Annotated in this window: 18 protein-coding genes; 2 read left to right on the top strand and 16 right to left on the bottom strand. The window is 54.6% G+C overall.

All coding sequences use genetic code 11. The annotated features are described in order from the left end of the window. Nucleotide 1 precedes the first annotated feature (1 nt). From dtpA to blr, 11 genes are all read right to left on the bottom strand, one after another. Entirely contained in the window at nucleotides 2-1,507 is a 1,506-nt protein-coding gene (gene dtpA, locus OGW17_RS09515) for a dipeptide/tripeptide permease DtpA (protein ID WP_047457245.1), read from the bottom strand. Nucleotides 1,508-2,118: 611 nt separating this feature from the next. Further along, the gene (gene nth, locus OGW17_RS09510) at nucleotides 2,119-2,754 is read right to left on the bottom strand and encodes an endonuclease III (RefSeq protein ID WP_049008478.1); all 636 of its coding nucleotides are present in this window, start codon (nucleotides 2,752-2,754) and stop codon (nucleotides 2,119-2,121) included. After that, entirely contained in the window at nucleotides 2,754-3,446 is a 693-nt protein-coding gene (locus OGW17_RS09505; protein ID WP_012132516.1) for an electron transport complex subunit E, read from the bottom strand. Before OGW17_RS09505 ends, nth begins: the two co-directional genes overlap by 1 nt. 3 nt (nucleotides 3,447-3,449) lie before the next feature. Next, on the bottom strand, nucleotides 3,450-4,070 hold the full coding sequence (gene rsxG / locus OGW17_RS09500) for an electron transport complex subunit RsxG (protein WP_071258158.1): 621 nt from the start codon (nucleotides 4,068-4,070) through the stop codon (nucleotides 3,450-3,452). A 9-nt stretch (nucleotides 4,071-4,079) separates the two neighbouring features. Further along, entirely contained in the window at nucleotides 4,080-5,132 is a 1,053-nt protein-coding gene (rsxD, locus tag OGW17_RS09495) for an electron transport complex subunit RsxD (protein ID WP_012132514.1), read from the bottom strand. Continuing rightward, on the bottom strand, nucleotides 5,133-7,151 hold the full coding sequence (gene rsxC, locus OGW17_RS09490) for an electron transport complex subunit RsxC (protein ID WP_071258156.1): 2,019 nt from the start codon (nucleotides 7,149-7,151) through the stop codon (nucleotides 5,133-5,135). Next, nucleotides 7,144-7,722, bottom strand: coding sequence for an electron transport complex subunit RsxB (gene rsxB, locus OGW17_RS09485; protein WP_012132512.1), 579 nt, complete (start codon nucleotides 7,720-7,722; stop codon nucleotides 7,144-7,146). The genes rsxC and rsxB overlap by 8 nt, the downstream gene beginning before the upstream one ends. Continuing rightward, a complete protein-coding gene (gene rsxA, locus OGW17_RS09480; protein WP_005121199.1) occupies nucleotides 7,722-8,303 on the bottom strand; it encodes an electron transport complex subunit RsxA in 582 nt (193 codons plus the stop codon). The genes rsxB and rsxA overlap by 1 nt, the downstream gene beginning before the upstream one ends. Before the next feature lie 76 nt (nucleotides 8,304-8,379). Beyond that, nucleotides 8,380-8,820: a DUF2569 domain-containing protein gene (locus OGW17_RS09475; protein ID WP_012132511.1), complete on the bottom strand. Its 441-nt coding sequence runs from the start codon at nucleotides 8,818-8,820 to the stop codon at nucleotides 8,380-8,382. Between the two features lie 89 nt (nucleotides 8,821-8,909). Beyond that, on the bottom strand, nucleotides 8,910-9,125 hold the full coding sequence (gene ydgT, locus OGW17_RS09470; RefSeq protein WP_024130361.1) for a transcription modulator YdgT: 216 nt from the start codon (nucleotides 9,123-9,125) through the stop codon (nucleotides 8,910-8,912). A gap of 307 nt (nucleotides 9,126-9,432) precedes the next feature. After that, nucleotides 9,433-9,558 (bottom strand): division septum protein Blr, encoded by a 126-nt coding sequence (blr, locus tag OGW17_RS09465; RefSeq protein WP_047457235.1) that lies wholly within the window; start codon nucleotides 9,556-9,558, stop codon nucleotides 9,433-9,435. Nucleotides 9,559-9,804: 246 nt separating this feature from the next. On the opposite strand from blr, the gene OGW17_RS09460 reads away from it, so the two are divergent. Beyond that, nucleotides 9,805-10,845, top strand: coding sequence for an oxidoreductase (locus tag OGW17_RS09460; RefSeq protein WP_024130359.1), 1,041 nt, complete (start codon nucleotides 9,805-9,807; stop codon nucleotides 10,843-10,845). Between the two features lie 116 nt (nucleotides 10,846-10,961). On the opposite strand, the gene add is transcribed toward OGW17_RS09460, so the two are convergent. The 3 genes from add to malX form a co-directional block, all read right to left on the bottom strand. After that, nucleotides 10,962-11,963, bottom strand: a complete 1,002-nt coding sequence (gene add / locus OGW17_RS09455; protein ID WP_047457232.1) for an adenosine deaminase — start codon at nucleotides 11,961-11,963, stop codon at nucleotides 10,962-10,964. Nucleotides 11,964-12,063: 100 nt separating this feature from the next. After that, nucleotides 12,064-13,236 carry a MalY/PatB family protein gene (locus OGW17_RS09450; RefSeq protein ID WP_049011606.1) on the bottom strand — a complete coding sequence of 391 codons (1,173 nt, stop codon included), beginning with the start codon at nucleotides 13,234-13,236 and terminating at the stop codon, nucleotides 12,064-12,066. Nucleotides 13,237-13,246: 10 nt separating this feature from the next. Beyond that, a complete protein-coding gene (gene malX / locus OGW17_RS09445; protein WP_049011605.1) occupies nucleotides 13,247-14,839 on the bottom strand; it encodes a maltose/glucose-specific PTS transporter subunit IIBC in 1,593 nt (530 codons plus the stop codon). Nucleotides 14,840-15,015: 176 nt separating this feature from the next. On the opposite strand from malX, the gene OGW17_RS09440 reads away from it, so the two are divergent. Next, nucleotides 15,016-16,044, top strand: coding sequence for a Mal regulon transcriptional regulator MalI (locus OGW17_RS09440; RefSeq protein ID WP_049011604.1), 1,029 nt, complete (start codon nucleotides 15,016-15,018; stop codon nucleotides 16,042-16,044). Nucleotides 16,045-16,114: 70 nt separating this feature from the next. Here OGW17_RS09440 and OGW17_RS09435 read toward each other — a convergent pair whose 3' ends face one another. Together OGW17_RS09435 and manA are read right to left on the bottom strand one after the other, a co-directional pair. Then, nucleotides 16,115-17,623, bottom strand: a complete 1,509-nt coding sequence (locus tag OGW17_RS09435) for a YdgA family protein (protein WP_049011603.1) — start codon at nucleotides 17,621-17,623, stop codon at nucleotides 16,115-16,117. A gap of 102 nt (nucleotides 17,624-17,725) precedes the next feature. After that, a complete protein-coding gene (gene manA / locus OGW17_RS09430; RefSeq protein ID WP_049011602.1) occupies nucleotides 17,726-18,901 on the bottom strand; it encodes a mannose-6-phosphate isomerase in 1,176 nt (391 codons plus the stop codon). Between the last annotated feature and the right edge of the window lie 131 nt (nucleotides 18,902-19,032).

Here is a 19,032-nt window from a genome sequence, read left to right as displayed (position 1 = left end):
ATTACGCGGTAGCGGTTTTGGCGGCCTTCGCGTTTTCTTCATCATCCTGAGTCATGCGATTCAGTTTCGGCGCGGTGATGAGCATCAGCGCGGCGATAACCGCAGTGGCGACACCGATTTGCAGGAATACGCGACCGTAAACTTCCAGAGACATCAGCGGGTCAGTAACGTTTTCCGGCACCGCCATCATGCCAGCCACGTAGCCACCAATCAGGTTGGCGCCCGCCGTAGTCAGGAACCAGCTACCCATGATGAAGCCCATCAGACGCTGCGGAACCAGCTGGGCAACCATTGCCAGACCCAGACCGGAGATCATCAGTTCACCGATACTTTGTAGACCGTAGCTGAGGATGAGCCAGTTAACAGACACAATGCCTGCATCTGTAGCGAATTTCGCGCCCAGCGGCAGAACGAGGAACGCGCCAGAGCACAGAACCATACCGATAGCGAATTTGGTCGGCATCGGCAGCGTATCACCCATCTTGTTATAGATGGCCGCCAGAATCGGGCTACCAATGATGATCCAGAACGGGTTCAGCGCCTGATACTGCTCCGGTTCAACCGCGATACCGAGGATAGTGTGTTCAACGTTACGGATTGCGAAGAAGTTCAGTGACGTCGGCATCTGGCTGTACAGCACAAAGAAGATAATCGCTTCCAGCATCAGGATGAATGCGACGATCATTTTACGACGTGCCGCGCCCTGCATCGCGAACGCTTCTTTACCAAAGATAATCACGATACCCAGAGCGATCACGCCCAGAACCATACGTGCAATGCCCTGGTTGTGCAGCAGCCAGGTCGCGATAGCGATCAGCACGATAACGCCTGCGATAGTCGCCAGCAATTTACCGAAATGTACCGCTTCGAAGTCTGGTTTTGAGCCGTAATCTTTAACCCAACTGCGGCAGAACAGGAAGTTAACCACCGTGATGAGCATACCGACGAAGCTCAGGGCAAACGCCACGCTCCAGCCGAATTTTGCGGCAAGCCACGGCGTCGCCAGCATAGAGAAGAAGGAACCGATGTTGATGGACATGTAGTACATGGTGAATGCACCGTCCAGACGCGGGTCATCTTTGGCATAGCAGGTCGACAGCAGAGAAGACGGGTTCGCTTTGAACAGACCGTTACCTACGGCGATGGTCGCCATACCCATATAGACGATCGCAACATCATGACCGGACCAGGCGACCAGGCCATAACCAATCGCCAGTACGATAGCACCCAGCAGAATGACGCGTTTGGTGCCCAGAACTTTATCCCCTAACCAGCCGCCAATGGCGACCAGACCATACACCAGGGCGCTAAAGGAAGAGAAAAGGGTGATGGAATCCGCTTCTGACATACCCAGTTGTTTAACCAGGTAGACGGCCATAATTCCTTGCAGGCCGTAATAACCAAAACGCTCCCATAACTCAATAGAGAAAATGAGATAGAACGATTTCGGTTGTTTGAAAGCGTTCAAACTGACGCTTTCAGTTGGTTTATTGTTTGCAGTAGACACTTTTACCTCTTTTTTTACATCCCATATTAACGGGGGTGTTCTGGCGCGTGATGAGTCAAGTTCATCCGTCCGATTGTTATAGTGGGAGGGGAAACGGCAAGTAATGTTCACTATCTTTCCCTTCCATACAAGGGGTTTGTAATACTCTGTTACATATATCTTGCATGGTGGAATCATCGGGACTGAGAAATGTTATGTAGCGTTAAATTTCTTCATTTGTAAAATGGCAGTTTTTTACACTACAAGGAGGGGCGATAAAGCGGATGGTGGCGATATGTTCTGCTATTTGAGGTTTAAAGTAGTGATATAGGCCATTATCTGAAAAATAGCCAGTGTAATGTTTTGTATTGAAAAGGCATCATCAGGTCATCTGGTTGTAATTTTAACCGTATTTGATAAAAAATTTTACACGAAGTTATCAACGTGATCTGGATCACGTATAGATAGAAATTTCAGTTTCTAAAAAAACGATTAACCTGGTGAAGTGTTAAATCAAAAGAACATTGCATTAAGAAAGCGAAGCGGACCGGTATCATAGTCGGGTAAACAGGTGAGCCGAAGTGGATAACAAATTGTTATGCGTCGGGGCGTACGGCGTCGCCCCTGGCGCATCAGATATCGACTTTCTCTTTGTATTCGCAAAGATCTTCAATAATGCAGGAGCCGCAGCGTGGTTTACGGGCAATGCAGGTGTAGCGGCCATGCAGAATTAACCAGTGGTGGCAATCGACTTTAAATTCCGCTGGAACGACCTTGAGCAGTTTTTCTTCCACCTGCTCGACGTTTTTACCGGGGGCGAACTGTGTCCGGTTACAGACGCGGAAAATATGCGTATCGACGGCGATAGTTGGCCAGCCAAATGCGGTATTGAGCACCACGTTGGCTGTTTTACGCCCGACGCCGGGCAGCGCTTCCAGAGCCGCCCGATCCTCTGGAACCTCGCCATTGTGCAGTTCAAGCAACATCCGGCAGGTCTTAATCACATTCTCCGCTTTGCTGTTGAACAGGCCGATAGTCTTGATATACGACTTTACGCCCTCGACGCCAAGCTCCAGCATGGCCGCCGGGGTATTGGCGACGGGATAAAGCTTTGCGGTCGCTTTATTCACGCTGACGTCCGTGGCCTGTGCTGACAGCAATACGGCGATGAGTAACTCAAACGGCGAGGTGAAATTTAACTCCGTTGTGGGGTGCGGATTGTTGTCACGCAGGCGCGTTAATATTTCCAGTCGTTTTGTTTTGTTCATTACACATTCCCTGTTTCACCTGACGGAAGCTCAGCGGCAACGGCTTCGGCGCGGCGTTTTTTCATTTTCTCGTCAATAAGGTACTTCACGGCCAGCATCAGCCCCAGACCAATAAAAGCGCCGGGCGGCAGCATCGCCAGCAGGAAAGGCGAGTCGGTATGAAAAATCTCCACGCGCAGCACTTTCGCCCAGTCGCCCAGCAGACCGTCAGCGCCATCAAACAGCGTGCCATTGCCGATGATTTCACGCATGGAGCCGAGGACAAACATGGCGCCGGTCGCCCCCATGCCAATGGAAAAACCGTCCAGCGCGGACAGCGCCGGGCCTTTTTTCGCGGCAAAAGCCTCTGCGCGCCCCACAACGATGCAGTTGGTCACAATCAGTGGAATGAAGATCCCCAGCGACTGATACAAGCCGAAGGCATAAGCGTTGATCAGCATCTGTACTGCACTGACCACGGACGCGATGATCATTACGTAGATTGGGATGCGGATTTCCGCTGGCGTCCAGCGGCGCAGGGCGGAAATTGTCAGGTTGGTCAGCGTCAACACCAGCGTGGTGGCGAGGCCGAGGCCTAATGCGTTCGTGGCGGTGGAGGTCACTGCCAGTAGCGGGCACATACCAAGCAGCTGTACAAGCGCTGAGTTGTTTTTCCACAAGCCCTGAACGATAACGTCTTTAATTTCGCTCATGGTTTATTCTCCACAGGCGGTAAGTTGAGGAAGTTGCGCCGGTAAGGTCTGCGCGTACAGGCCCGCACGTTTCACCGCGTTGACCACTGCCCGAGGGGTAATGGTTGCGCCGGTAAACTGGTCAAAATCACCGCCGTCTTTTTTCACGGCCCAGTGAGCATCGTTCTCAGCGCCGATGGTCTTCCCGCTGAAGTGGGTGATCCAGTCGGATAAGCGCAGCTCAATTTTATCGCCCAGGCCAGGCGTCTCATGATGTTCTGTCACGCGTGCACCCAGCACAGTGCCGCTGAAATCAGCGCCAACCAGGAGCTGTATGGCGCCAGAATAGCCGTCCGGCGCCGTGGCTTCAAGAATGGCGGCGACGGGCTTATCGTCCTGACGGGCGATATAGATGCGGTGTGTACCTTTGCCCAGCGCCGGAGCATTCACCAGAAAGCAGCTGTCCTGCAAGGTATTATTGTAGCGATCGGCAGGCAGAACCTGATCAAATAACGCTTTTTGCTGGAGAACCGCCTGTTCGGCAATCGTCGATTTAGTGACCAGGTTAATGGCCGCCGTCAACCCCGTCGAGCCTGCGGCAAACAGCGCCAGTGTGATACCGTGTTTACGAATCGTTTTCAGCATGGGGTGTCCTTAGCGATGCCCGTAGACGCGAGGTCGGGTGTAGTAATCAATCAAAGGCACCGTGATATTCGCCAACAGTACAGCGAACGCCACACCGTCCGGGTATCCCCCGAAACTGCGAATCAACCACACTAACAAACCCGCCAGCGCGCCAAAAATCAGACGACCACGATTGGTTGTCGAGGCGGTGACGGGATCGGTCAGAATAAAGAACGCGCCCAGCATTGTCGCGCCAGAGAGCAGATGCAACTGCGGAGACGCCAGTGAATCCCCGGCGAATGCCCATCCCAGAGTGGAGCAGACAGCCAGCGTCACTAAAAAGCTGACCGGAATGTGCCAGCGGATCGCTTTTTGCCAGAGCAGCCACACGCCGCCAATGAGCCAGGCGATGTTTACCCACTGCCAGCCCGCACCGGCCAGCATGCCGCTGTAGATGGGGTACTGCATAATCTGTTCAACAGCGTGCCCGGCATGTAACGAAGTTTTGAACGTATCGAGCGGCGTAGCCTGGCTGATGCCGTCAATGCCCATGCGTAACGTATTCATGTCGCCGCCGCTGGCGGTGTGTCCGGTGAAGATGACCTGCAACGCATCCAGAAGGCCTGGCGCCGTTGCGGCGATGTCATGCGGCGGGAGCCAGCTTGTCATCTGTACCGGGAATGAAATCAACAGAACGACATAACCAATCATCGCTGGGTTGAATGGGTTTTGCCCCAGACCGCCGTAAAGCTGCTTGGCGATAATGACGGCAAATACGGTGCCCAATACCACCATCCACCACGGAGCGAGAGGCGGTATGCTCACAGCGAGCAGCAAACCGGTCAGCAATGCTGAATTGTCTTTTAAGATAGCGGCGATTGGCTGTTTACGCAGTTGAAGCACGGCGGCTTCTGCGGCCAGCGCGCTGACTGCGGCCAGTATAATCTGGAACAATGTGCCCCAACCGAAAAACCATAGCTGAGTGGCAATCCCCGGCAGCGCGGCGATTAACACCAGCATCATGATACGCGATGTCTGGCGCTGGTTATGGGTATAAGGCGAGCTTGCGATTCTGAATACCATTTATTCCTCGTTAACAACCTGCTGCTGTGCTGCTTTTTTTGCCTGAACGCGGGCAATCGCCGCTGCGACGGCGGCTTTGCGCGGGTCTACCGGTTCAGCAGGTTCCGCAGCGGCCTGCTGTTCCTGCTTGCGCGCTTTGGCGCGGGCAATTGCCGTTTCGACAGCGGCTTTGCGCGGATCGACCGGTTCGGCGGGTTCCGCAGCGGCCTGCTGTTCCTGCTTGCGCGCTTTGGCGCGGGCAATTGCCGCTTCGACAGCGGCTTTACGCGGGTCGACCGGTTCGGTAGGTTCCGCAGCGGCCTGCTGTTCCTGCTTGCGTGCTTTGGCGCGGGCAATTGCCGCTTCGACGGCGGCTTTGCGCGGGTCGACCGGCTCGGCGGGTTCCGCAGCGGCGTTCTCCGTCTGTCTGGCGCGCGCCTGCGCTTTACGCGCTTCACGGGCAGCAATAACCGCGCTGTTATCCGGCTTCTCTCCCGCGTTGATGACAACAGGCTGAGTCGCCTGTGCCTGTTTCTCTTTTACGCGCGCCAGCGCTGCGGCGATGGCATCCTGATCTTTTGCCGCAGGTTGTGCGGCCGCATTTTTATGGCGCTCAAGGCGTGCGGCTTTCTCACGCTCCAGTCGCGCCTGTCTGGCCTCAAAACGCGCTTTCGCTTCAGCCGCGCGTTTTTCTTCTTGCGCGATCGCGTAAATCTCCGCTTTTTCCTGACGGAAATACTGCACAAGCGGAATGCTGCTGGGGCATACCCAGGCGCAAGCGCCGCACTCAATGCAGTCGGCAATGTTATGTGCGGTGGCTTTATCGTGCTGTTGGCCTTTGCTGAACCAGTACAACTGCTGGGGCAACAAATCGGCGGGACAGGCATCGGCACAGGCGCTACAGCGGATACAACCTTGCTCTTCCGGCGTTTCGCCCATTTCCGTGGCGGAAGGCGCGAGAAGGCAGTTAGTGATCTTCACGACGGGAACATCAAGCCAGGGCAGGGTAAAGCCCATCAGCGGGCCGCCCATAATCACCATTTGATCGGCTGAAGAACAGAAGCCCGCATCATTAAGCAGGTGGCTGACAGGCGTCCCCAGCCTGGCCCAGACGTTACCGGGACGGCTGACGGACTCTCCGGTCAAGGTCACAACGCGCTCGGTGATCGGTTCCCCGTCAATCACTGCGCGTTTGACGGCATAAGCCGTACCAACGTTTTGCATCAGCACGCCGATATCAGAAGAGCGGCCGCCGTGCGGAACCTGTTTCCCGGTCAGGATCTGGGTAAGTTGTTTTGCGCCGCCGGAAGGGTATTTCGTTGGGATAACGCGTAACGCGATATCATGCGCATCGGCCAGAACGGCACGCAGCATTGAAATGGCCTGCGGCTTGTTATCTTCGATACCTATCAGGACCTCACGCGGTTGCAGAATATGGGCAAGGATACGGATGCCTTCCACCACCTGCGCGGCGCAATCCTGCATTAAGCGGTCATCAGCGGTGATATAGGGTTCACACTCTGCCGCGTTGATGATCAGCGTTTCAATCTTATCGCCGCCGCCCTGTAATTTGACGCCGGTCGGGAACCCCGCGCCGCCGAGCCCGGCAACGCCGAACTGGTGAATTCGGGTAATTAGCTCTTCGCGGCTGCGGCGCTGATAATCCGCCCAGCCGTCGCGTTCGATCCAGCGATCTTCGCCATCGGCATCAATCATCACGCTAAGCTCAGCCAGGGCCGACGGGTGCGCGGTAGAGTGGGGGGCAATCGCGATAACCTTCCCGGACGTCGGCGCATGGACGGGCAGCATGCGGCCGCGACCACGGGTCAGCGGCTGGCCTCGCAGGACGCGATCGCCCACGTTAACGCACAGCTCGCCCTCAGCGCCAATATGCTGCTTAAGAGGAATGATAAAGCGCGGCGCCAGTGGAACCTGTCGCAGAGGCGTACCGTTTGACTGGGTTTTCATTTCCGGCGGATGAATGCCGCCATCGAAATCCCAGATTTTATCTTTTCTGAATGCAGAGAATAACTTAAGCATGTTGTTCCACGGGAATGATACGAACGGGGATGGTGTTCAAATCCCACTTCCAACTGTCAGGTGTTTCCGCTACCGGGCGTAATTCAATGCATTGCGTCGGGCACGGGTCAACGCACAGATTACAGCCAGTGCAGAGATCGCTCATGACCGTATGCATCGCGCGCGTGGCGCCCACAATGGCATCCACCGGGCATGCCTGAATACATTTAGTGCAGCCGATGCAATTGTTTTCATCGATGACCGCCAGCATACGCACTGGCGCAACTTCTTGTTCATCACCATCGATAGGTTGCGGATCGACGTTCAGTAACGTTGCGATTTTCAACATCACCGCTTCGCCGCCCGGCGCACAGCGGTTAATTTTTTCACCCTGACTACCGATGGCTTCAGCATAAGGGCGGCAGCCAGGATAGCCGCACTGCCCACACTGGCTCTGCGGTAAAATTTCGTCGATTTTTTCGACAACGGGATCGTCTTCCACGGCAAACCGGCGGGAGGCATACCCCAGGATGGCGCCGAATGCCAGGCCCAGCAGGCTCACGGCGACTACGGCAATCCAGATAGCATTCATTACAACTTCACCAAACCACTAAAGCCCATAAAGGCCAGAGACATTAAACCTGCGGTAATCAGCGCAATCGCGTTACCGCGAAAAGGGGCAGGGACGTCTGCCACGGCGAGGCGCTCGCGAATCGCCGCGAACAGCACCATCACCAGAGAGAAGCCGACGGCGGCGGAAAAACCGTACAACGCCGACTGCAAAAAATTATGACCGAGGTTAATGTTCAACAGCGCCACGCCAAGCACCGCGCAGTTGGTGGTGATGAGCGGCAGGAAGATCCCCAGCAGACGGTACAATGCCGGACTGGTTTTACGCACCACCATCTCAGTAAATTGCACTACCACCGCGATGACCAGAATAAACGCCAGCGTCCGCAGGTAGATGAGATCGAGCGGAATCAAAATCCAGGTGTCAATCAGCCAGGCGCAGATAGACGCCAGCGTCATCACAAACGTGGTGGCGAGCCCCATACCCATTGCGGTTTCCAGCTTTTTGGAAACCCCCATAAACGGGCAGAGACCCAGAAACTTGACCAGTACAAAGTTATTGACCAGTACAGTTCCGACAAAGAGCAGCAGGTAATCAGTCATTTTTCGGCCTGAAATAAAAAAGCCGCCTATTATCTGTCAATCTACAGCAGGCGACAACAGGTTAACTGTAAGGGTATTACGGGTTCACAAACGTTGCTTTAACGCGCGCCGAGCGTTTGAAATAGGGTACGATCAGCGCGGCCGCCAGTAACGGGAACAACAGCTGGCGAACCGCAAACGCGTCTGAGACTGGCGAAAAGGCAAAGGCTTTAATTGCCAGCAAGACCGACACCAGCAGCCAGATAATATAATGTTTAGGCACGCAGTGGCGGCGCTTGAAGAAGGCGATGGTCAACCATAAGGTGTAATACCACATTGCGATGGCGGTAATAAACGAAACGCCCCACAACAACAGGTTGCCGGTACTTTGCTCACTGAGCATATGGAATGTCTGCGGCGTAGCCAGCGCAGTAGCATAGAGCAATAACGCGAGCGAGGCGCTCAGCAACGCGACTAACAGCCAGGCCAGTGGGCCAAGCAACCAGCCCCCGATGCGTTGTGCCGGTGTTGTGGTCATATCTTCTCCAGATTTGCCAGCGCGAACAGGCAGACTATTTCATTTTGGGGCCAGTATTATAAAGCTTTTAACGCCGATCGCTACTTTCTTTATTGTACGTAATGCCAGACTGATTTTGGCACCTGACCGACATCATACAGACGACCGCCCGAGACCAGTTCCGCGCGACGATGATCTGCGGCGCGATACATATTGATGATCTCCCGATCGTCAGAGAGGGTGTAGTTAAGGTGATCAAACAGTTTTTCCAGGCTCTCAAGCGAACTGATTTTGCGGAATTTTAATAAATAATCCTGAACTGTCATAAATAGCGATCCATATTAAACAAATAACACCAACGGAGTAGTGAATATAAAAATAAACAAAACGACACCGAAAAGAATAATCGGCGCGCAAGGGTAAATAAGCGTATTCTTACGTGTCATGAATCAGGTGAGCAGAGCACCTGCCGGAAGGGTAACGCGCTTCATGACAACTGGCAACAAGCGTGCGGCCAGCAGACGGCATATTTCGCTTTTTTTTGCCGCTTTTCATCTTTTCCTGATTTTTCTGGCTGTAAACCGAAACCATTTCTGACGATATGCGGCTATGCCGCAACTGGCCAGGACACGCTTATTTTTTCTGAACGGAGACCGTCGGTTCAGGGGGCTGGTAATTATCGATATGGCTGGCGACGCCTAAGAGGATCACTGAGACAACGAGAACAATCCAACCGGTTAATTCAATAAGGCGATTCATTACTGACGACATTTTTTTTGCTTTGATTTATCCATAAACACAGGATGCAAATGTTACTCATCAATAAATAAGACGGCAAGGGTGTCGGGAACGATTTCAGCGACTTTTTCGCAGCAGGAGAGCCCGAAGTCACTGATGTTTGACTTAAGTTAAGCAACAACCTTTATAACCTGGCGGTTATTAAACTATTGTGAGTGGTTAAGGGATAGTGTGAAATGACTCCGTTCTGACATGAGAGGCAAAGACATGAGTGACAACATCCGGGTAGGGCTAATTGGTTATGGTTATGCCAGCAAGACTTTCCATGCGCCCTTAATCGTGGGGACGCCGGGTCTGGAACTGGCGGCGGTTTCCAGTAGTGATGAAACAAAAGTGAAGGCGGACTGGCCTTCTGTGGCGGTTGTCTCAGAGCCTAAGCATCTTTTTAACGATCCGAATATCGACCTTATCGTCATTCCTACGCCCAACGACACCCATTTTCCGCTGGCGAAAGCCGCGCTTGAAGCGGGAAAACATGTGGTTGTGGATAAACCCTTTACCGTGACACTGTCACAAGCCCGTGAGCTCGACGCCCTGGCGCGCAGCCTGGGACGCGTGCTTTCTGTGTTCCATAACCGCCGTTGGGACAGTGATTTCCTGACGCTGAAAGGATTGCTGGCCGATGGCGTTCTGGGGGAAGTGGCTTACTTTGAATCCCATTTCGACCGTTTCCGCCCGCAGGTACGCGATCGCTGGCGCGAACAGGGCGGCCCTGGCAGCGGTATCTGGTACGATCTGGCGCCGCATCTGCTGGATCAGGCGATCAATCTGTTCGGTTTGCCGGTCAGCATGACGGTGGATCTGGCGCAGCTTCGCCCTGGCGCGCAGTCGACGGATTATTTCCACGCGATATTATCCTACCCGCAGCGTCGGGTGATTCTGCACGGTACGATGCTGGCGGCGGCAGAATCAGCACGTTATATCGTGCATGGCTCGCGCGGCAGTTACGTGAAATATGGCCTCGATCCACAAGAGGAGCGGCTGAAAAACGGTGAGCGACTGCCGCAGGAAGACTGGGGTTACGACATGCGTGACGGCGTGTTGACGCGCGTGGAAGGCGAAGACCGTGTGGAAGAGACGTGGCTGACGGTGCCGGGTAATTATCCGGCTTATTATGCGGGCATCCGTGACGCGTTGAATGGCAACGGTGAAAACCCGGTTCCGGCGAGTCAGGCGATCCAGATTATGGAGTTGATTGAGCTGGGGATTGAATCAGCGAAGCATCGCTCTACGCTGTGCCTCGCGTGATAACGGTGTACTCTTCTGGCGCCGGGTGTTGCCGGATGGCGGCGTAAACGCCTTATCCGGCCTACGGTTGTGCAGTTACAGGCCTGATAAGCGCAGCGCCATCAGGCGTTGCGTGCTTAAACCGCTGCGACTTTCTCACGCAATGCGCGTTTTTCCGCTTCGCTTAAAAACGCCATTTCCAGGCCATTGATCTGCGCCTGACGAATCTGCTCGCGGGTTAATCCTGCCGCTGGCGCCGCTACCGTGTATTCGTGAATAATATCCACACCCTGTACCGCGGGATCATCCGTATTCAAACTTGCCAGCACGCCATGCTCAAGGAACGTTTTCAGCGGATGCGCAGCCAGCGAGGCAACGGTGCTGGTCTGGATATTAGACGTCAGACAGGATTCGATACCGATTCGCTGTTCGACCAGAAAATCCATCAGCGCGCGATCTTCCACGGCCTTCACGCCATGACCGATACGCTCGGCGCCCAGTTCGCGAATGGCCTGCCAGATGCTCTCCGGTCCCGCCGCTTCGCCAGCATGTACGGTAATATGCCAGCCCGCATCACGCGCGCGGTTAAAGTGAGAGAGGAACAGACTGCCCGGGAAGCCAAGTTCATCGCCCGCTAAGTCAAGCGCGGTAATGTGATCGCGGTGCGCCAGCAGCGCTTCCAGTTCCTGCTGACAGGCAGCCTCGCCGAAAGTACGGCTCATGATGCCGATCAGACGAGCTTCAACGCCAAAAGTCTGGCACCCTTCACGTACGCCAGCGATGACCGCTTCGACCACGCCTGCCACAGGCAACTGGTGCGTCATCGCCATATAACCCGGAGAAAAACGCAGTTCGACATAATGCAGGCCGTTGCGGGCGGCATCTTCAATATTTTCAAAGGCCACGCGACGACAGGCATCCAGCGACGCCAGAACTTTAACGCCCCAGTCGAGCTTTGCCAGAAAACTGACCAGGTCAGGCTCCGTTGAGGTGATCTGCACATGCGGAATGAGCGCGTCAAGCGTTTGTGCCGGAAGGGCTAAATTGAACTGGCGGCCAAGATCAAGAATAGTTTGGGCTCGAATGTTGCCATCAAGGTGGCGATGAACGTCAGTTAACGGAAGGGAAGTATCAATCATGGTCGCACTCTTTTTTAATATAAAAGTGCTCGCCATTATAAAAATAAAACGGGCGTAAAATCTATGTTGCGCAATAAATAATTTTATTGCGCAATCATTGTCAGCGTATAGCGTGGATCGCGTTGATCAGCCCGTTAACGCCTTTTTCGAGTTTCGAACGTGGACAACCGGCATTAAGACGAACAAACCCGCGACCTTCTTCGCCATAAGTATACCCAGGCATGATGGCCACTTTCTGCTGATGAATCAGCGCATCCTGTAAGGCGTGGTCGTCAATATTCAGCGCGCGCAGATCAATCCAGGCCAGATAGGTCGATTGCGGAACCTGCCAGTTTAGCGTAGGGAACGCGGTGTTTAACGCATGTGCGATATAATTCAGGTTATCAGCAAGATACTCGCGCAGGGCATCCAGCCACGGCGCGCCCTGTTGATAAGCGGCAATATGCGCGCTAAGCGCCAGAACGGCGGGTGACGACAGCCCGTCACGCCCCTTCAATACGCTGAGGTAACGATTGCGGCTTTCCTCATCGCCGATGAGCCCGTAGGCGCCGGTCAGCGCCGGAATGTTGAAGCTTTTTGACCCGGAGGTCAGCAGCGCCCAACTATCACGCGCCACATTGCTCCAGGGGATATGCGGCTGCGCGCTCCATACCATATCCATGTGGATTTCATCGGAGATGACCCGCACGCCGTGACGATGGCATAGCTCAGCCATCGTCTCCAGTTCATCGCGCGTCCATACCTTTCCGGTAGGGTTCTGCGGGCTGCACAGCAGGAGAATTTTACTCTCTGGCCGGGCGAGCACCGCGTCCAGCGCGGCCATATCGCAGTGCCAGCCGTCCGCGTTTTTCTGTAGCGCAACCGGCATGACGGTGCGCTGGTTGCCTTCGATGGCGTTATAGAACGCATCGTAAGCGGGGGTGTGAATCACCACCCCTTCACCGACGGATGACCACTGGCGGATCAGCTCCGACACCATGTAGATCACGGAGGGGCCGTACACGATCGACTGCGGGTCGACCGTGGTGTGGTGACGGGTTGCGAACCAGTGAGCGATCGCCCCTAAAAACTCATCGTTTTTCCAGCGGCTGTAACCCAGCACGCCGTGCGCCAGACGTTGGTTGATGGCCTCCAGGATGCACGGCGCGGTAGCGAAATCCATATCCGAGATCGTAAACGGGAGCAGGTCAGGGGCGCCAAAGCGATCGGCGACATAATCCCACTGCGTACACCACGTACCGTGACGATCCACCACCTTTGAAAAATCGAACATATCGTTGTCCTTATGCCTCAACCGTGTTCATCAGACCTGCCATTTCATCCTTAACGGACTGTACCTGAGGGCCAATAACCACCTGTAAGTTATGTTGATTCAGCTGTACTACGCCGATAGCGCGATTGTCCTTCAGCGCCTGTACATTCACAAGCGACATATCCTTCACCGACAGGCGCAGACGGGTAATGCAGTTATCCAGGCTGACGATATTTTCACTGCCGCCAAGCGCGGCCAGAATCGCCGGGACGTTATAGCCTGATTTCCCTGGCGTGCCCGCCATGACTTTTTCAATATTGCTGGCGATTTCGGTATCGCGGCCCGGCGTTTTCAGATTAAAGCGCGTAATGGCGAAACGGAAGATGACGTAGTACACCGCGAACCAGATGGCGGCGACCACCGGAACCAGATACCACTTGGTTGACAGACCGTGCAGGATCCCGAATACCACAAAGTCGATGATGTTGCCGTCGGTGTTGCCGATGGTGACGCCGAGGATCGCCATGATGGTGAATCCCAGACCTGTCAGCAGGGCGTGAATCACATACAGCACAGGCGCGACGAACAGGAACAGGAATTCCAGCGGCTCTGTGGTACCGCCAACGACACAGGCGATAAGGCCAGAAATCAGCAGCCCCTTAATTTTGTGACGATTTTCAGGACGCGCGCAGTGGTACATCGCCAACGCAGCGCCCGGCAAGCCGCCGAGGAAGGCAGGCATTTTCCCCTGAGACAGGAAGCGGGTCGCACTTTCAGAGAAGCCGTGCGTTGTCGGGCAGCTCAGCTGCGCCTGGAAAATGGTCAACGCGCCGCTCACGCTATGGCCGCAGACTTCCTGCGTACCGCCCGCTTCGGTAAAGCGAATTAACGCGACCAGAATGTGGTGCAGGCCGAACGGCAGCAGCAGGCGCTCACCCGTACCAAAGATCATCGGACCGAAATCACCCGCGCTATTGATAATGTGGCCCAGACCGCTGATACCCATTGCAAAAACAGGCCATACCAGCGGAATGACCAGCCCGACCAGTCCCATCACCACGGAAGAGACGATCGGCACGAAACGCGTACCGCCAAAGAAAGCCAGCGCATCGGGCAGACGAATATTGTGGAAACGCTCATGCAGCATCCAGACAACGATACCGGCGATCACCGCCCCCAGAATCCCCGTGTCGATAGACTGAATCCCGAGGATATTCTGTACGTTATTGGCTTTCAGAATGGCGGCGTCAGTCGTCGGCAGAATGCCTTTCGCCGTTAACCAGAAGTTCACGGCAAGGTTCATTACGGCGTAACCGACGAAACCGGCAAACGCGGCGACACCTTTGTTTTCACGCGCCAGACCGAGCGGAATCGCGATACAAAACATCACCGGGAGGAAGCTAAAAGCGAACGAGCCGACTTTACTCATCCAGGTAAAGATGGCCTGTAGCACTGGGTTGCCCAGCGCCGGGAGCAGGGTGACGACATCGTGGCTGCTTAACGAGCTGCCGATCCCCAGCATGATCCCGCAGAAAGAGAGCAGCGCCACGGGCAGCATAAACGTTTTACCCAACTGCTGGAAAAATTCCCATAATGTTATTTTTGGTGTTGTCTTCGTCGTCATCTAACGACTCCTCGTGAAAAAGAAGGCTGTGGTCAATTATTTGAGCGAGAAGATAAAACGTTTTACCTAATTTTAGTGCGGCGCAAATCACATTATCGAACGATAATAAAGCGTATAAATATAAGTGATTGATAAAACGTTTTATCTGTCACGTTATCAGGGAGCTTTCTTTTTTCATGGCTATAGCCAAAAAAACCACCATCCATGATGTCGCGTTGGCGGCTGGCGTTTCCGTCAGTACCGTCTCATTAGTGCTCAGTGGCAAAGGGCGGATTTCGTCAGCCACCGGCGAGCGGGTTAACGCGGCGATTGAACAGCTGGGCTTTGTGCGTAACCGCCAGGCATCGGCGCTTCGCGGTGGGCAGAGCGGCGTCATCGGGCTGATTGTGCGCGATCTGTCTGCGCCTTTTTATGCGGAACTCACGGCCGGGTTGACAGAGGCGCTGGAGGCGCAGGGGCGCATGGTCTTTTTGTTGCACGGCGGTCAGGATGGCGAACAGCTGAGTCAGCGCTTCGCTATGCTCCTTAATCAGGGGGTGGATGGCGTGGTGATCGCCGGAGCTGCGGGTAACAGCGATGCGCTCCGGGAACGGGCAGAAGAAAAAGGGATTCCGGTGGTGTTTGCCTCGCGCGCCAGTTATCTGGAAGAGGTGGATACTGTCCGGCCGGATAACATGCAGGCGGCGCAGCTACTGACGGAACATCTGATTTGCCTTGGGCATCAGCGGATCGCGTGGCTGGGAGGGCAAAGCTCCTCATTAACGCGCGCGGAGCGTGTCGGCGGCTATTGCGCGACGCTGCTGAAGTTTGGGTTGCCTTTTCACAGCGACTGGGTGCTGGAGTGCGCATCCAGCCAGAAGCAGGCCGCCGAAGCCATTACCGCATTATTGCGGCATAACCCGACCATCAGCGCAGTGGTGTGCTACAACGAAACCATTGCGATGGGAGCATGGTTTGGCCTGATGAAAGCGGGGCGGCAGAGTGGTGAAATTGGCGTTGATCGCTATTTTGAACAACAGATCTCGCTGGCGGCGTTTGCTGATGTGGCGGAAAACGTGCTGGACGATCTGCCGATCATCTGGGCCAGCACGCCAGCCCGCGAAATTGGCTATACCCTTGCGGAGCGCATCCTGCAACGGATTGGTCATGAAGAGAGCCATTCGCGCAGCCAGACCATTTCCGCTCGTCTGGTGACGCAAAAATAGCGTAGCGGGACAGGTGTTTGAATAGCGGCCCGACGGGAAAGTCCCGCCGGGCGCGGGACGTACAGAAAACTTACTGCTGAGGAATAGCCGGAGCGTCCGGCACGGAGAGCGCAGGCATACCAAACATGCCGACAAACTCTTCCAGCGTCATTTTTTGCCCGTTGAGCGTTACCTGACCATTGGCATACTGTAGGTTGGTGGCGATGGTATTATCCTGCAACGTGGTGATGCGGAACATTTGCCCCATCGCGGCTAACCCTTTGACTTGTTGATTCGCCAGCTTATCGGCATCTTCCTGCTGATAGCCTTCCAGTCTGGCGACCTGGGTCATAAACTCAACGGCCATATCCATCGGGATCGTCAGCTTCGCGTCGAGAGATTTAACGGAACGATCCACTTCCTGAGTCAGCGTTTGCGGTTCTTCAGTGGTCGCGGCCGGATCTTTCAGGAACAAGGAGAGGTTCAGCGCGGTCTCGCCTTTAGCGTTTTTCCAGCTTAACGGCGCGACGGTAATCACTGGTTCGCCTTTCATCAGCAGCGGCAGGGCGCCAAAGAACGCTTCGGTCACTTTCTCCTGATAAAGTTCAGGATTTTGCACCACCTCGGGTTGCGTCATCAGCGCCTGAGTCTGAGCGTTATACTGGCGGCTAAACTGGTGCCAGGCTTCGCCATCGATCTGTCCCACTTTCAGCGTCAGCTTGCCGCTACCCAGATCCTGATTCTGCACTTTAAGGCTGTTCAGCGAGTAATCCAGCTGGCTATTGATGGTTTTGCCGTCGTTGACGAGATCGGACTTACCGTCGATCACCATGCCTTCCAGCACGGCCATCTCTTTACCTTCTACCGATACCGTCATTTTTTCCAGCGACAGCGTCTGGTTGCCAATACGCTCGCCGAAGCTGGCCAGGGTGCTGGAACCGTCGGTTTTCAGGTTATTAAAAGTAATCTGGACTTTCTGGTTATATTCGTTGACGGCATCCACCAGGCCGCTTTGGGCTTCGCCTGACAGTGAAACAACATTGCCGTCTTTATCGGCATTCAGCTGAAATTCCCCGCCGCTAAAGGCGACTTTTTCACCGTTATTTTCATAATTCAACGGCTTGAGGGAGATATCTGAGCGGGTATCGCCGCCATAACCAATCCGGGAATTAATCTCGACCGGCGTCTCGCCCTTTGCGATATCAAACAACGGTCTGGTGACGTCGTTGTTGACCAGGGTCGTCTTCACCGAGGCCATCGCAGGGATAAGGTTGAACGATTTCAACTGTGCGAACGGGAAAGGGCCATGATCCACCGCTTCGTTCAGTACGACGCTTTGTCCTGGCTTCAGCCAGGGGTTTTCCTTGCCTTCGACAGGCTTCGCCACCAGCTGTAACTGGCTGCTGAAAATGCCGCGCTGGTAGTTTTGATAGCTCAGCTCAATGGCGGCTTCAGGCGCCGTGCGTTTAAGCTGCTCATTTGCCTGATTCACCATCTGTGCGAGATGCGTTTCCAGTTTTTTCCCGGTGTACCAGGCCCCGCCTGTCCAGACCACGCCCAGGGCGACGATCACACCTGTAGCTACCAGCGATTTTTTCATATCGATTATCCATAAAAATGAAACCAGGCGGATTAAACCGCCTGGAGAAGTTGTGAGCCTTTAACTAGCTTAGCAAGAGTTGTTAAAAAATTCAGTATGTTGCTACAGCTTGTTGTAAACCCTGGCCAAACGGCCCACGCCGCTGGCGTTGACCGGAGACTCATCAGCGCCGATAAACGCGGATTCGCCGGGTTTCAGCACCAGACGCTGCTCGCCCTTGCTCAGTACCGCTTCGCCTTCCACGCAGAACAGAATGGCGGCGCTCTGCTGGCTGATGGCCGTTTCCTGAGCGGAGAGGTCATGCAGCGAAAACGCGAAATCTTCCACCGGAATCGGGAAGTCCAGTTCCGCACCGTGTTTTACCGGCGTTGTCAGCAGCTGATCGGCTGGTTTGGCAACGAATTTGACGTTCGCGACCAGCTCAGGAATGTCGATATATTTCGGCGTCAGCCCGGCGCGCAGGACGTTATCGGAGTTCGCCATCACTTCCAGCGCCACACCCTGCAAATAGGCATGAGGCGTTTCGGCAAACAGGAACATGGCTTCGCCAGGGTTCAGCTTGACCACGTTCAGCAGCAGTGGAGAGAAGAGGCCGCTGTCATCCGGGTAAAATTCGGATATGACGCGGATCGTCTGCCACGGTTCACCCTGTTGGCTGTTCAGCGCCGCTTTCAGCACCGCCAGCGCGCGGGATTTTTCATCGCCCTGCATATTGAGCAGGCTGGCGAACAGTTGGCTCAGGCGTTCGGCATTCGGCTCTTGCAGGAAGTGGGCAATGGCGGTATGCGCGCCGGAAACAGGTTGCAGCAGGGAGACAATCTCAGAGAACTCGCGGAATGCGTTCATCGCCAGGAACGGCGTCAGGGCAAAGACCAGTTCAGGCTTGTGGTTCGGATCTTTATAGTTACGCTCGGCGGCATCCATCGGAATACCGGCCGCATTCTCTTTCGCGAAACCCATTTCTGAGTTGTGTTTATTCGGATGAACCTGGATGGAAAGCGGCTGCGCGGCACACAGCACTTTAAACAGGAAGGGCAGCTCGCCAAAACGTTTTGCGACAGACTCGCCCAGCAGTGTGGCTTTATCGTGCTCAATCACGTCGCGTAACGAGACGGCTTTCCCGTCAGCGCCTTCAATTCGGGAGCTGCTCTTGGGATGGGCGCCCATCCAGAGCTCTGCCATTGGCTGCTGAGACGGATTCGCAATGCCGTAGAGTTCCGTTAACGCAGTTTTACTACCCCATGCATAGTTTTGCACTGAGTTGATGAGTTTTTGCATTATCAAGCCCTGTTTCAATATGGAAATTAATTCGCGTATTAAACCAAGAAACCCGCGGGAAGTAACCTCTGCGCGCAAAAAGTCGTACTTGTCTCAGTTTTTGTTAAAAAATTGTGTAGGATAGTGTAACT

Origin of the sequence: Citrobacter sp. CK181 (assembly GCF_030333595.1) — a bacterium.
GTDB lineage: Bacteria > Pseudomonadota > Gammaproteobacteria > Enterobacterales > Enterobacteriaceae > Citrobacter_B > Citrobacter_B koseri.
This window is presented reverse-complemented; position numbering and strand designations above follow the sequence as displayed.